Here is a 14093-nt window from a genome sequence, read left to right as displayed (position 1 = left end):
ACTGCATAAGGCAGCTGACTCAATAAATGCTGCTCTGGACGTACCACATCTATCAAGCGCAAAATCTCAGAGGCGCAGTTGTCAGAGGTAAAGTAATAGGGCAATTTAAAATCTTTGGTTTCCCAAACGTGCAATATGATTTGCTGTACTTCCTCTGGAGTCAAATCCAATCGATACGTCCACACATCACGCTCATCGTCTTGCAGATATTTAGCCAGCTTTTCAGGATAAGGGTCAATCTCAATCAAATTGTTATAGCCACCCGTCATAGATTTGATGACGTATAGTACAAAGTTGTCCTTGGTATCCCCATCGACTGTATCATTTAGCGCATAAGCATGATGAATTTGGTTTGGGTCCGCCACACCTGCCTTTGAGTCGATACGCAGTAACGTATGGGCAAAAGCAGACAGAGGATTGTCTAAGTACTCTTGCGCAAACATAATAGACAGCTGCTCAGGGGCAAGCTTTTGCATCCATGCGGTTAGTTCTGGACAATCAACCTGCATGGCGGCTTTATCTATGCCTAAGGTATCACTTAGCCATTGTGCTCTTGCTGGGAAACGGCATAGCACAGAGTTGCTATTAGTAGTCGTTTGAACAGCCTTATTAGCCTTGGTGTTATTGGTCGTCGCAGCCATCTCCTCAGCAAAAGCAACCAGCATGGCATCAAGCTCAGCATCTGAATCTTTACGGCCATTTGGGCTTAAAAAAAAGCTGGCGTCATCAATCATGCTGATATTTTTATTTTTGCTAAACAGACCTTTTTTATCATCAGAGAAATATAATAAGCGTCGCCATGTCGTATGCTGGGCAAGATTCTCTGTTTTAGCCTGCTCACGCCATGAAGCTAGCAGCTGCTTGGTGTCTATTTCAGCAGCTGTTTCGGCTTTAGCGTTGTTATCTGTATTTTTATTAGTACTGTCATCGGCATTAAGCGCAAGCTCACCAGTCGTCACCAGTGAAGCAGGCGTTGGTAAAAATGCTTGTGCCTGCGCGGTAAGCAGCAGTCCAGCAATCGCTAATGGCAAACGCGCGTATCGGCTTCGCTGGATTGGCGTCTCATTTAGCGCAACATGATTTGAAACTGAGCGTATAGACATAAGACAAAATCTCGCACGTTAAGAATAATACGCTTATTGCGTTATCAGATTTAAAAAGATATTGCTGACTGTTTATGATGTTTTTTGGCGCAGCATTATTTAGGTAGCGCTTTTTTGTACCAAGATGACGATATATTTGCTATTCATTTATACAAAATTTATGATAAAACGCATTCGCGCTTTGCTGATCAATAACCATGATAAAAGAGAGTACTATGTCTATAGCCTCATCGATGACTATTAATGAGGGTCAGTTATCAGCCGCCACTTGGCTTGCATCGCCCAATACTAACAAAAGACCTGAACACACCTGCATTGATACGATTGTTATTCACAACATCAGCTTACCGCCTAATGAGTTTGGGGCGTGCGGTGCTGATGGCATTCATTACGTCAAAGCTTTGTTTACCAATCAATTAGACTGGGATGCTCATTCTTATTTTCAAACCATTAAAGGTGCTGAAGTTTCTGCGCATTTATTCATCGAGCGTGATGGCGCTATCACTCAGTTTGTCAATTTTGATGAGCGCGCATGGCATGCTGGCAGGTCAAGCTATCTTGGTCGAGCCGAGTGTAATGATTATAGCATTGGCATTGAGCTTGAAGGGTCAGATTTTGTGTCCTTTAGTGCTGCACAGTATGAAGCTCTGGCTCAAACCATCGTTGCCATTTATGACGCTTATCCCAAAACTCGTCGCCATCTGACTGGTCATAGTGATATTGCACCCGGTCGCAAGACTGACCCCGGTGATTATTTTGAGTGGACGAGATTACGTGAGATGGTGGATCAGCTATTAAAGTAATCACTTCTTGATTTTAATAATAACTATTCATCGATTGGAAAAATTATGACTTGGATTGAAGTGGTCGATTCAGCAGTAAAAATAGGTTTGGGTGCATTGATAGCAGGTGTTATTGCTTTTTTATTGTCTTCAACGCAACATCGTAATGAGCTTAAAAAAGCTAAAGTAGAACGCGAGTTTGAGATGTTAAAAGAGGTCGCAGAAAAAGTAGAGAATTTTAATACCATTGCTCTGAATTATTGGGCATTTGCCACTGATTGGCGGCGTAGACTGGTTCCAGACTCGTTTCTTCCTAAATCTAACGGATTCTTAGATTCTCAAAATAAATTATTCGATAGCTTTAGTGAGCTAACGAAAGCAGAGTCTTTATTACTACTATTTGGCTATGGTAGTGCTCAAATTAAGCTTAGAGAATATGGCGAAACAGTTATAGCTTTAAAAAAAAGAGTAGAGTCTGTAGATATACCTTTCGACCATAATGATATAGCCAATTATAGAAAATCTATGATTGATAAACGCTCTGAGCTATTTAGCCTTTTAAATGAAATATATAAAACCATTTAATCCTTAATTTACTTTTCGCAATGAAAAAATATTATTGCAGCTCATCAACATTTTTTAACACTCTATATTCCCTATTCAATGCATTTACCTAGGTTATGAAAGTGCTATAATCTGTGAGTTTTTTTGACTCCCGTAAATCAGCAAGCAACTTAGCAGAATAGGTTCTCATGGCAAAAAGTCGGTTATTTCGTTCAACCATGGTAGTCAGTAGCATGACCATGCTGTCGCGTATTTTAGGTCTGGTACGCGATATCGTATTACTAGGTGTCTTTGGCGCTGGTGGTCTAATGGATGCCTTTTTGGTCGCCTTTAAGATACCGAATTTTCTGCGTCGCCTGTTTGCTGAAGGCGCGTTTAGTCAAGCCTTTGTACCTGTCTTATCCGAATACAAAGAAAAATACAGCTTACGAGAAGTACAGATATTAGTTAGTCGCACTTCAGGCGCGCTGCTGTTAATTTTATCGATGCTGACCGTGGTGGTTATCTTAATGGCACCATGGGTCGTGACTTTATTTGCGCCCGGTTTTGCCGATCAACCTGATAAGTTTGCGATTACCGCTGAGCTGTTGCGCCTAACCTTTCCCTACTTATTGTTCATCTCAATGACCGCCTTTGCCAGTGGCATTTTACAAAGCTACGGACGTTTTGCGGCGCCTGCTTTTGCACCAGTATTGCTAAATCTATGTATGATTGGTGCTGCGCTGGTTTTTGCACCGATGTTTGAGACGCCTATTATGGCGCTCGGTTACGCGGTCGCTATTGCTGGCTTATTACAGCTTCTATTGCAATTGCCACAATTGTCGCAGCAAAAACTACTGGTTATGCCCAAAATCGACTTCCAGCATGAAGGCGTCAGACGTATATTGAAATTAATGCTGCCTGCTATCTTTGGGGTGTCGGTTACTCAGATTAATCTACTATTAAATACTATCTTTGCCTCTTTGATGATTGGCGGCTCGGTCTCGTGGCTATACGCCGCTGAGCGTATGAGCGAGTTACCCCTTGGTTTAATTGGCGTGGCAATTGGTACAGTTATTTTGCCAAGCTTATCAAAAAGTGAAGCCCAAAAAGACGATGTCAGTTTTAAAAAGACCATCGATTGGGCAGCACGCTTAATTATATTAATCGGCGTACCTGCATCGGCAGCACTGTTTATACTTTCTGATGTACTGATGCAAGCGCTATTTTTACGCGGCGAATTTACCTTACGTGATGCACAAATGAGTTCGCTCGCGCTAAAAAGTATGGCTGGTGGCATTTTGGGCTTTATGTTGATTAAAGTCTTTGCCCCTGCTTTCTTTGCTCGCCAGGATATCCGCACACCCGTCAGAATCGGTATTATTTCCGTTTTTGCTAATATGATTTTTAGTGTGGTTTTTATCGGGATATTTTACTTTCTTGAGATTCCACTGCATGGCGGGCTGGCACTTGCGACGACTGGCGCCTCATTTGTGAATGCTGGGTTGTTATATTACTTCTTGCATAAGCGCGATATTTTCCGTTTTGGTAGTCACTGGAAAAAGCTATTTGCACAGTTTGCGATCTCTACCAGTGCCATGGTCGCTGTGCTTTATGTCATGCTACCGTACTTTCCAACCGATAAGGCACAGTGGCAACGTTTGGTTGCACTACTGATTATGTGTGTGGTCGGTGCGCTGGTTTACGGCGTAGTGTTACTGGCAACAGGATTCCGTCCTCGCCATCTGAAACATGGTTAAAAGTGCTAGATGAGTTATTGCTTTACCAAACCAAAACAAGCGCAATATGAGAATTGACAATCAATGATGCGGATAGTTGCCATAATGGCTTATTGTTAAATCACTCACTATTAAGGTTTTATATGACAACTCAGCAGCTCACAGCTCAACGCTTACCTATGATTTTTGCGACTGGTTTACTCAGTGCTGGACTGCTAATAAGCGGTTGTAGCGATAATAACAAGGTAGAGACCCAGCCAGCAGACGAGATAACAGACAGCTCATCTGCTGTAGATACTGTTAAAAGTACGGATGCTGTCAAGGCTAATGCTGATGTTAATAAGACTGATAGCATAGCTAATAGTAATACGGCTACTACAGATAGCGACATTGTTAGTCACGATATCAGCCCTATCGCAGCCGCTGTGAAAGAGCCAAGTATATTAACCAATCGAACCCAATCAGGTACGCCAGAAAATACGGTAAAGCTGGCGCTTGATACCTTATATTATGGCGACGTCAAAAAAGCAGCGACATATTATAAAGTCGATATGGAGAATTTCGCTGAAGAGTTAAAAAATACCCAGTTTGCCTTTAAGAAAACGGTTGAAGCGGTCACTATTATTGATACCAAATATAATAACGATAAAACAAAAGCCACTGTCACAGGTGAGCTAAGACTAAAAGGTCAAAATGAGCCTGCTCCTTTGACCTATGAGCTGCAAAAAATCAATGGCGAATGGAAAATATTAGGCTAACGCAGGAGTGTGACAATAAGCACTTTAATCGTTATCGTTATTGTCATTATCTATAATACTAATACTTTTACCTAGCATCACCACATCAGCGATAAAGCCATCCATATCACAGACTTGTGGCATCAAACCCCATTGTGCAAAGCCAAGTTTACGAAATAATCCTAAGCTTGGCTGATTATGGGCGAAAATAAGCGCAGCGACATTATGAATCCCTAGGCTTGGTGCTTGCTGTAACATCCAGCGTACCAATAAACTACCTAGACCTTGACCATGATAGTCGTTATGGATATAAACGCTAATCTCGCTGCTGATATGATAAGCCGGACGTGCATACAAATCACTAAAGCTGCCCCAAGCAACGATAGGATATAACTGTATCTGTTCAGCGCTTTTACCTGCTGTTTCCAAAGCCATTCTAACTACGTAGATAGGTCGTGTTGCACTCTCGATATGCTCTGCAAACCAAGCTGCCCGCTCTTCATAAGTCACTGGTTCTAGATTGGCTGTCGCCTGCTTACCAGCAATACTTTGATTATAGATGGCTAAAACTTCAGATAAATCTTCTGCCGTCGCATACTGCACCATAAATGTATCGCCAAAATTATTCGTTAATATAGGCAAGTTAGCATAATCAAAAATAGGTTTAGCATTTGGGTTAGCTGTTATTGCAGACATAGCACCTCCGTAATGGGTTGTTCATTATTAATGGTTTAACCATCCTATAAATCGACATCTCAACAGTCAAACAAGCTTGAGTCCAATAAAGTAACTATGCTGTCAAATAGATAGTGCCGTTCCGTCATTATCAGCAGACTATAGGATGTTAGTGTGGCTATTTTACTTTATAATGGCTGATTTTAAACACATCGATTTTATATCCAGACGTGTTTTTCATTTTTTATCCGGTTTCATCTATCATAGCTGAACATTTATGAACACCTATTTTCTTGAGCAACTGATGGCGTCTTCAGACGCTTCGCCTACCAATACCAATCCTGTAGATTTAGCGCCCTGTGTTCTGACTATTGGCAATTTTGATGGCGTGCATTTGGGTCATCAAGCGATGCTCGCTCAAGTTCGCGAACTTGCAAAGGCGCACAAACTTAGCTCTGCTGTGATGATATTTGAGCCACAGCCGCGTGAGTTCTTTGCTCCTGCTACTGCCCCTGCCCGTTTAACCAATCTTGCCGAAAAGCAAGCTTTGCTAGCAGAATATGGCGTTGAGACTTTGATTGTCGCAGGATTCGATAACGAATTTCGCTCATTATCGGCAACAGCATTCGCAGATATCTTAGCGCAGCGTTTGAACGTACAAGCCTTGGTATTAGGTGATGATTTTAGATTTGGGCATGATCGTACCGGCGACAGTCAGTTTTTGCGTGATTATGGACTGCATGTGATTAATCTACATACTGTCACTGACGATAGTGATAAAGCGGCGCGTATCAGCTCTACTCGTATTCGTGATTTATTATTGGCAGGTGATATCGATGCTGCCAATGCTTTATTGGGTCGTGATTATGCCATTACTGGCACGGTCGTTGGCGGTGATAAAATTGGTCGCACTATGAACTTTCCGACCGCCAATATTGATCTAAAACGTATCAAACCTGCCTTACACGGTATTTTTGCGGTCGATGTCGTCAGCCTAGATAATGATGGCCATGTTATACCAGACGGTTTATTAAAACATGCAGATAACGACCATAAAGGTATAGCAGGACTGCGGGCGCATAGCCTATTTGGTACTGCTAATATCGGCACTAGACCTTCCGTCGACAAGACGCATGAGTGGCGTTTGGAAGTGCATTTCCCGCAGCTGCAAGCCGACTTATATGGTTTAACCTTGCAGGTGCGTTTTTTGCATTATTTACATGGTGAACGTCATTATGAAGGTTTGGATGCGTTAAAAGAAGGTATTCATAATGATGTACAGGAATTGATTGAATGGCGAGCAAAGCAAACGGACGGTTAAGTAGTAACCCTTTTAAGCAAACGCTTGATAAATAAAAAACCCATAACCTTTCACAGTTATGGGTTTTTAAACGACTAGTTTATTAGCAGCTTGTTTGTTAGTGCCTAGCTGATATTAGTAAACAGCTGATAACTTACGCCTGTGGATGCAAGCGTACATTTAACTCATCAATAACTTCTACCCACGCTGCATCTTTTTCCCATTCTTCTTGTAAGAACATACGTTGGTTATCGCTCCAAATACTGGCCTCTGTCAATTTTTCTTCTTTTGCTAATTGATTGTTTTCAATAAAGTGATCAATCGCTTCATCAGAGCTATCAAGACCCAACTGAGCAAATAACTCACTCATATTATATTCAGGTTCGCCTAACATATACTTTCTCCTTAGATGGCAAAATTTACTTATGCTTATTATTTAAATGAACCCGTTTATTGTAGCAAGCTTTATTTGAATAGCTGTTAATCAACGTTTATCTAACGTTATTAATTGTATTAACCTTTATATATTAATAGGACAATATGAGACATAAGTCAGATAGACATATATGAGATATAAAAAATACTGACTGTAAGCCAAAATTTATATCAAAAAAAGCCCTCATTTATCATGAGGGCTTTTTACGTCTAGTACTGAATAGAAACAGTGCTAATCTGAACTTAGGCTAAAAGCTTATGGAAGCAAGTGTGCTACTGCATCACGCTCTTCGCTAAGCTCTTGCTCAGTAGCTGCCATTTTCTCTTTTGAGAAATCTGATGACACATCAACGCCATCAACGATAGACCAATCGCCATTGGTACAAGTACATGGGAATGAGTAGATTAAGCCTTCAGCAATACCGTACTCGCCTTTTGAGTAAACACCCATTGATACCCAATCGTTCTCATCAGTACCAAGTACCCAAGTACGCATATGAGCGATAGCAGCATTAGCAGCAGAAGCAGCAGATGATGCGCCACGTGCTTTGATGATTGCTGCGCCACGTTGTTGTACTTCTGGGATATAAGTACCTTCGTACCATGCGCGATCAACTAAATCTAGCGCTGGTTTACCATTTACAGTACTAGCCGTCAAATCAGGATACTGAGTTGATGAATGGTTGCCCCAGATGATCATTTTTTTTACGTCATTAACCGTGCTTGCAGTCTTGCCAGCCAACTGTGCCATTGCGCGGTTATGATCCAAACGAGTCATCGCAGTAAAGTTACGTGGGTCTAAATCTGGTGCGTTACGCTGAGCGATAAGCGCATTGGTGTTCGCAGGGTTACCTACAACCAATACTTTAACATCACGGCTTGCAACGTCATTCAATGCTTTACCTTGTGCTGAGAAAATCGCAGCGTTGGCTTCTAGCAAGTCTTTACGTTCCATACCAGGACCACGAGGGCGTGAGCCTACGAGTAACGCATAATCGACGTCTTTAAAAGCAACGGTCGCATCATCAGTTTGGACGATTCCAGCCAATAACGGGAATGCACAGTCTTCTAATTCCATGACCACACCCTTTAGAGCGTCGAGTGCTGGAGCGATTTCAAGTAATTGCAGAATAACTGGCTGATCTTTACCTAGCATTTCACCAGAAGCAATACGAAATAACATAGCATAGCTGATATTACCAGCGGCACCAGTCACGGCAACGCGTACAGGCTGTTTCATTGACATTGAATACTCCCTAATTATTGATTAGATATTCACGATTCTAATTGGTGATTATCGATTTAGATAGCGACTTACTCGCTGAATGCTTACTCTCTGAATGCTTACTCGATTAATATAGTAGTCATAAACCGAGAGCTAGTGTAGCACTTCAGTCTATTAAGCGTCTAGATAAAGCAAGAAACCTATCCCTAACTATATTGTTACATTTTATACGATAAAATATTGACAATGTACATAGCAGGATAGGAATAGGTTACGCACAAGGTATGCGATGTGAAAGGAGAGATCATTAAACCAAACAAAGACGGATTATTTACCGCCTGAAATGACGAATTTACTGCCACAATTGTCCACGACATTATGACAGTTACCAAATTTACTGCCTTCATAACAAACATGGACATCCGTCAATATCCTTTGGCGCTGCGTACCTGCTTGACAGATTAAATCGATACTGGCAGGTGACATACCTTTATTTAGATTGGTCATCTGCCCAATAAAACGAGACTTTAAGACAGTATAACTGTTACCCGTATTAAGCTCGTTTGGCAGCTTTAGAGCGCCGGCATAGTTAGTAATTTGGCGAAAGTAATTGCTGGAGCTTAATGGACTACAAGCGCCATAACGTTGCCACGCTTGGGTACGTACTGTGGTATCGGGCATGATACGGTTAACGACTTTTAACTGTAGCGGTGTTATTCGTGGCTCACTGCCGCTTCCACAGTGTTCTCCATAACCCATGTCCAAACCTGACACAGTTAAAGAATAGCCTTCTAGGCACTGACGCATACGCGAACGCGTGGGTTGCAAGTTACATAATGCCGGTGTCATCTCAATCATCAGTACGCGCTGACCACTTTTGCTCGCGTTAGCCGCTTGGGCAGGCATAGCCATCATCCCTTGCAGCAATAGCAAAGTGGCAATAATAGGAGCTGTCCCACCTTTATGGTTATGCTGTTTACTTATCATATTGTTACTTACGTACTCTGATATCACTGTTTTTGGCATCAAGCCCACCTTGGTTTGAAGAGTTAACCGATGCCTAACATGCAACGATATGGGCAGTTTGAGATGTTTTTAATCATAGCAAGGTAAAATATTGAGTAATGATAAAATCAACTTTTGCAAAATAGCTTATAGATTTGATTAATGTTACTCAAATTGGCTAATCAGGCTCAAAGCATCGATTGATTACTTCAAAAACACCTTATGAAAAAATCATTCGTAATGACAGCAATGGTAGCAAAATGCCTCTGTTAATCTATAGCAAAAACGTAAACATGCATGATGGATGAATCATCTGTATTGACCATTTTTATTATTGAAAAAATTTGGTCGGCAAAATACGAATGCTAAGCTAACAAATTGCATCTGTAAAAAAACCATTAACCTTTTAGCGTTAATGATTTTTTACTATTGCTCAAATCAAAATGCAGCAGGTACAGCACCCATACGCTGGGTGATTGGCTGTCCATTACCCAGTAAACTGCTATAGATGGTGGCATTTTCCATCACGTGTTTGACGTAATTTCGTGTTTCAGGAAAGGCAATGGACTCAACATACTGATCCGCTGCCAATGAGCTATAGGTTGGCTGCCAACGCTTGGCATTGTTTGGACCAGCATTGTAGCCCGCCGTTGCCAATACAGGTTGGCTATTCAACTTCCCAAAGATATCACCCATATACCAAGTACCATAACGAATATTGGTATCACCGCTATTGGCACGACTTGCGCTATATGTCTCACCCAAATTACGAGCGATATATTTTGCAGTATCCGGCATGACTTGCATCAGTCCACTTGCGCCAACATTTGAGCGCGCAGAGGCTACAAATCGGCTCTCTTGACGCATGATGCCGTATGCCCAAGCAGGGTCTATACCGGCAGACTGACTATAACGAACGACAGCATCTTGGTGCGGCATTGGATGCGATATCGCAACGCTGTTTACGTTGTCAGTATTGTCAATGGCATATATTGCACGGTCGAGCCAGCCCATATCATACGCTTGACGCGCAGCAGCAATGATTAATTTTTCATCACGGCTATCACGTGCTTTTTTGACCGCCCAGTTCCACTCACGATTGGCATAGGCACGGCTGGCATCGGCGTTATATAGAGCAAATGCGCGGGCAAAATGTGGATTTTGCATGACGCGAGCACGATCCGCGCTACTGACATTAGGTAGATTTCTACCACCCAAACGGCTGGCATCAAAACGTTGACCGACTTTTTCTTTTGCCATCAAACCATAATACTCATTACTTTTGGCAAGATTTTGGTACATTTTCTTAGCAGTATTACGTTTGCTGCCATCGTTTGACTGCTCATAAGCGCGCGCTAGCCAATACTGCCATTGGTTGGTTTTTTGGGTTTCAGCATCCATTCTTGAGATGGCTTCGACCACATCATCCCAGCGACTAAAGCGAATCGCTGCCATGGCATAATATTCTGCTTCTTCAAAACTAAAGTCATTGTCTAAGCTATTACGGAACCAGTCTACGGCTTCAACGTTAAAGCCATCATCGGTATTGTGATTCATGCGCTGTACGCCAAGGGTACGATAAGCTGCGCGGCGGGTATCATCTGTCAATAATTTGGCTGAACGCTGATTGTCTTGCTTAATATCAAAATCTAACTGCAACGCCGCCTCACGATAAGACTTTTCGGCGACACGCCCCATCGCGTAAAGATACAGATATTGATTGGTTTGGCTGGCAGGCTCACGGGCAAAACGGCTAAAGAACGATGAAGGGTTGAGCTGGATGTCACTCAGTGACGCATAAGGAATAGAGGTACCTAAGCGTGAAGATAGTGCCATGATATCGCCGGTTTTGCCTTTACGCAGCATACGTTTGAGGCGAGAGACTCTCTCTGGATTGCTAATCAGGGCATTGTTATTCATCTCAAGCGCTAGCTGATCACAAAGGGCAGGCTGTTTTTTGGTCGTCAGCCAGACATCAGATTTCGCTGCCATAGCGCGCATGGTATCGCCGCCATTATTAAATCCAAGCGCAACGGCGCACTTCTCACTGTCATCAGCATTGGTAATCAGATTTGCCACTTGGCGCACGGCTGCATAATCATTTGAACCTGCTTTGGTTTCAGCAAAATCAGCAGCCAGCTTTTCTGCCATGACCGTATCTGGATATTGGCGAACAAACTGCGACACTGCTGCAGGACTTTGCGAATTCAAATCTACATTCATCCGCCAATAAGTAGGATACATGGCAAATAAGCCACCACTCATAGCTTGCTCATAATTATAAAGCGCATTGACATCGCCGCGCTCTGCCGCAATGGCTGCTGCGGTGAATGAACCCACGCCATTATCTGGTTGATGAGAAGTGCTTTGCTGACTGTTTGGTTGATAACCATCAGGCTGATAGCGCTCTACTTGATATTTGCCTTGTTGCTCAGAACTACCGCTCTCGCCCCATGTCAATTCTGCACAAGCTACTTGCGAAAAGCCCAAAGCACCGACTGCCGTTGCCAAGCTCAGTGCGCTTTTTTTAAGCGTCATTTTTTTAGAACTCTTATGCGTATCATTTTGATAGATGTTTTTATCAATCATATCAGGAGCAACCTGCGGCTTTTTCATACTGACTCTCTTTTATAATAGGTCTTAAACAGTTTTTTTAATTAAATCATCCTAAACAGCAGTTTTAGAATGATAAAATTGTCATTTATTCAATAACGCTAATAAGGTGGCATTCATCATACTATACTCGTTGCACTTGCAACCATAAGCTTTACTTTTCGCTAATAAAGTGGATAGCACTGCGTAACACGAAGGTGTTACTGCGTACAAATCGGCATCAATCATTACGCATCTTAGTTATAACCAAATAATCATCGATAAGCAATTGATACTATTATAAATAATCCAATCTACTTATAATAATGAGCAGACGCTAACTTTTCACATTAGCGCAGGGTTGTGATAAAATACGCCACCTGTTAATCGGCTAGCCCGCTATATTTTTGGTCAATCATGGACTTATCCTTATGAGTGTTACTGTATTTAATCCCCGCATCGATGACGCTGTTGCCTCTGACATTACTGCTGTCACGCCTGCCGTCACCGCACTCAATGAACTAAGTTCAGCCCAAGCCCCCGTAAAATCAGCCACCAAAAAGGTATTTGTCACCACTCAAGGCTGCCAGATGAACGTCTATGACTCGGGCAAAATGCTTGATGTGCTTGGCGACTCACACGGCATGGAAGTGACGTATGATATCGACGAAGCCGATGTACTGCTGATGAATACTTGCTCCATTCGCGAAAAAGCCCAAGAAAAAGTCTTTTCAGAGTTGGGTCGCTGGCGCAAACTCAAAGAAAAACGCCCTGAGCTAGTCATCGGTGTTGGCGGCTGCGTCGCTTCGCAAGAAGGCGATAACATCCAAAAGCGCGCGCCTTATGTCGATATGGTATTCGGTCCACAAACTTTGCACCGTTTGCCAGAGCTGTATGATCAATCGCATCAGCAGCGTGAGATTGCGCCAAAAAACCGTATCGGCACAGTGGATGTATCTTTCCCTAGTATCGAAAAGTTTGATTTTTTACCAGAGCCAAGAGTAGAAGGGTTTAAGGCCTTTGTTTCTATCATGGAAGGCTGCTCAAAGTATTGCTCGTTTTGCGTGGTTCCTTACACGCGCGGTGAAGAGCTATCACGTCCACTTGATGACGTATTGGCTGAAATCGACAGCTTAGCCGCGCAAGGTGTTCGTGAAATCAATCTACTTGGTCAAAACGTCAATGGCTATCGCGGCGAAAAAGACGATGGTAGTATTTGCCGTTTTGCAGAACTCTTACATTATGTATCACACGTCGATGGTGTTGAGCGTATTCGTTATACTACTAGCCATCCGCTAGAATTTACTGATGACATCATTGATGCCTATGCACAACTGCCAGAGCTAGTATCACACTTGCATCTGCCCGTACAAAGTGGTTCAAATGCGATATTGGCGGCAATGAAGCGTAACCATACTATTGATGTTTATATCAATCAAATTAATAAGCTGAAAGCCATACGTCCTGATATTCACTTATCTAGCGACTTTATTATTGGTTTTCCAGGTGAGACAGATCAAGATTTCCAAGATACTTTAAATCTAGCAAAAGAGTTAAACTTCGATCATTCTTATAGTTTTATCTACTCTAAGCGGCCGGGTACGCCAGCAGCAGAACTGCCGGACGATGTGAGCTTCAAAACTAAGAAAGAGCGATTGGCAAAATTCCAACAAGTCATTATTGATTCAACGCTCGCCAAAACCCATGAGATGGTTGGCACTACTACCCGAGTCTTAGTCGAACAAGTCGCCAATCGTCATCCTGATTGCTTGATTGGTACAGCAGACAATACCCGTACCGTTATGTTCCCTTATGCGTTAGATAAGATGGATGAGATGTTGGGTAAAATTGTGAGCGTGCGCGTGACTGATTTTGTTAGCCCGCACATGGTAAAAGGCGAGCTTGAAGAAGTGTTAGCTTAATCATTGTTTTAAATAAAACATCAAAAAAGCCTTTC

12 protein-coding genes are annotated in these 14093 nt (G+C 42.4%); 6 read left to right on the top strand and 6 right to left on the bottom strand.

Translation table 11 applies throughout. The features are described from left to right. Positions 1-1103, bottom strand: a 1103-nt coding sequence (locus VLN09_RS03710; protein ID WP_325243845.1) for a DUF4105 domain-containing protein, incomplete at its 3' end; no start/stop codon positions are given. 215 nt (positions 1104-1318) lie between these two features. On the opposite strand from VLN09_RS03710, the gene ampD reads away from it, so the two are divergent. The 4 genes from ampD (at position 1319) to VLN09_RS03690 (ending at position 4925) form a co-directional block, all read left to right on the top strand. After that, complete coding sequence (ampD, locus tag VLN09_RS03705; protein WP_325243844.1) at positions 1319-1906, top strand: 1,6-anhydro-N-acetylmuramyl-L-alanine amidase AmpD; 588 nt, start codon at positions 1319-1321, stop codon at positions 1904-1906. A 45-nt stretch (positions 1907-1951) separates the two neighbouring features. After that, positions 1952-2470, top strand: coding sequence for a hypothetical protein (locus VLN09_RS03700; RefSeq protein ID WP_325243843.1), 519 nt, complete (start codon positions 1952-1954; stop codon positions 2468-2470). 167 nt (positions 2471-2637) lie between these two features. Continuing rightward, entirely contained in the window at positions 2638-4188 is a 1551-nt protein-coding gene (gene murJ / locus VLN09_RS03695; protein WP_325243842.1) for a murein biosynthesis integral membrane protein MurJ, read from the top strand. Positions 4189-4310: 122 nt separating this feature from the next. After that, entirely contained in the window at positions 4311-4925 is a 615-nt protein-coding gene (locus tag VLN09_RS03690; protein ID WP_325243841.1) for a hypothetical protein, read from the top strand. Between the two features lie 24 nt (positions 4926-4949). Here VLN09_RS03690 and VLN09_RS03685 read toward each other — a convergent pair whose 3' ends face one another. Then, entirely contained in the window at positions 4950-5600 is a 651-nt protein-coding gene (locus VLN09_RS03685) for a GNAT family N-acetyltransferase (RefSeq protein WP_325243840.1), read from the bottom strand. 283 nt (positions 5601-5883) lie between these two features. Here VLN09_RS03685 and ribF point away from each other — a divergent pair, with 283 nt between their 5' ends. Further along, positions 5884-6900, top strand: a complete 1017-nt coding sequence (gene ribF, locus VLN09_RS03680) for a riboflavin biosynthesis protein RibF (protein ID WP_325243847.1) — start codon at positions 5884-5886, stop codon at positions 6898-6900. Between the two features lie 133 nt (positions 6901-7033). Here the strand turns inward: ribF and VLN09_RS03675 are convergent, their stop codons facing one another. The 4 genes from VLN09_RS03675 to VLN09_RS03660 form a co-directional block, all read right to left on the bottom strand. Next, positions 7034-7273: a DUF2789 domain-containing protein gene (locus VLN09_RS03675; RefSeq protein ID WP_325243839.1), complete on the bottom strand. Its 240-nt coding sequence runs from the start codon at positions 7271-7273 to the stop codon at positions 7034-7036. A 297-nt stretch (positions 7274-7570) separates the two neighbouring features. Further along, positions 7571-8554 carry a malate dehydrogenase gene (locus tag VLN09_RS03670; RefSeq protein WP_325243846.1) on the bottom strand — a complete coding sequence of 328 codons (984 nt, stop codon included), beginning with the start codon at positions 8552-8554 and terminating at the stop codon, positions 7571-7573. A 312-nt stretch (positions 8555-8866) separates the two neighbouring features. Next, positions 8867-9526, bottom strand: coding sequence for a ribonuclease T2 (locus VLN09_RS03665; protein WP_325243838.1), 660 nt, complete (start codon positions 9524-9526; stop codon positions 8867-8869). A gap of 456 nt (positions 9527-9982) precedes the next feature. After that, positions 9983-12160, bottom strand: a complete 2178-nt coding sequence (locus tag VLN09_RS03660; protein ID WP_325243837.1) for a lytic transglycosylase domain-containing protein — start codon at positions 12158-12160, stop codon at positions 9983-9985. 407 nt (positions 12161-12567) lie between these two features. Between VLN09_RS03660 and miaB the strand changes: the two genes are divergently transcribed. Beyond that, positions 12568-14058 carry a tRNA (N6-isopentenyl adenosine(37)-C2)-methylthiotransferase MiaB gene (miaB, locus tag VLN09_RS03655; RefSeq protein WP_325243836.1) on the top strand — a complete coding sequence of 497 codons (1491 nt, stop codon included), beginning with the start codon at positions 12568-12570 and terminating at the stop codon, positions 14056-14058. Positions 14059-14093 lie beyond the last annotated feature (35 nt).

It is taken from the genome of Psychrobacter sp., assembly GCF_035469765.1.
Taxonomy (GTDB): domain Bacteria; phylum Pseudomonadota; class Gammaproteobacteria; order Pseudomonadales; family Moraxellaceae; genus Psychrobacter.
This window is presented reverse-complemented; position numbering and strand designations above follow the sequence as displayed.

Bases quoted from the DNA above. Each gene is read 5' to 3' on its own strand.
- VLN09_RS03665 (WP_325243838.1), bottom strand. From the start codon at position 9,526: ATGATAAGTAAACAGCATAACCATAAAGGTGGGACAGCTCCTATTATT.
- ampD (WP_325243844.1), top strand. From the start codon at position 1,319: ATGTCTATAGCCTCATCGATGACTATTAATGAGGGTCAGTTATCAGCC.
- VLN09_RS03675 (WP_325243839.1), bottom strand. From the start codon at position 7,273: ATGTTAGGCGAACCTGAATATAATATGAGTGAGTTATTTGCTCAGTTG.
- VLN09_RS03660 (WP_325243837.1), bottom strand. From the start codon at position 12,160: ATGAAAAAGCCGCAGGTTGCTCCTGATATGATTGATAAAAACATCTAT.
- VLN09_RS03685 (WP_325243840.1), bottom strand. From the start codon at position 5,600: ATGTCTGCAATAACAGCTAACCCAAATGCTAAACCTATTTTTGATTAT.
- VLN09_RS03690 (WP_325243841.1), top strand. From the start codon at position 4,311: ATGACAACTCAGCAGCTCACAGCTCAACGCTTACCTATGATTTTTGCG.
- ribF (WP_325243847.1), top strand. From the start codon at position 5,884: ATGGCGTCTTCAGACGCTTCGCCTACCAATACCAATCCTGTAGATTTA.
- VLN09_RS03700 (WP_325243843.1), top strand. From the start codon at position 1,952: ATGACTTGGATTGAAGTGGTCGATTCAGCAGTAAAAATAGGTTTGGGT.
- miaB (WP_325243836.1), top strand. From the start codon at position 12,568: ATGAGTGTTACTGTATTTAATCCCCGCATCGATGACGCTGTTGCCTCT.
- murJ (WP_325243842.1), top strand. From the start codon at position 2,638: ATGGCAAAAAGTCGGTTATTTCGTTCAACCATGGTAGTCAGTAGCATG.
- VLN09_RS03670 (WP_325243846.1), bottom strand. From the start codon at position 8,554: ATGAAACAGCCTGTACGCGTTGCCGTGACTGGTGCCGCTGGTAATATC.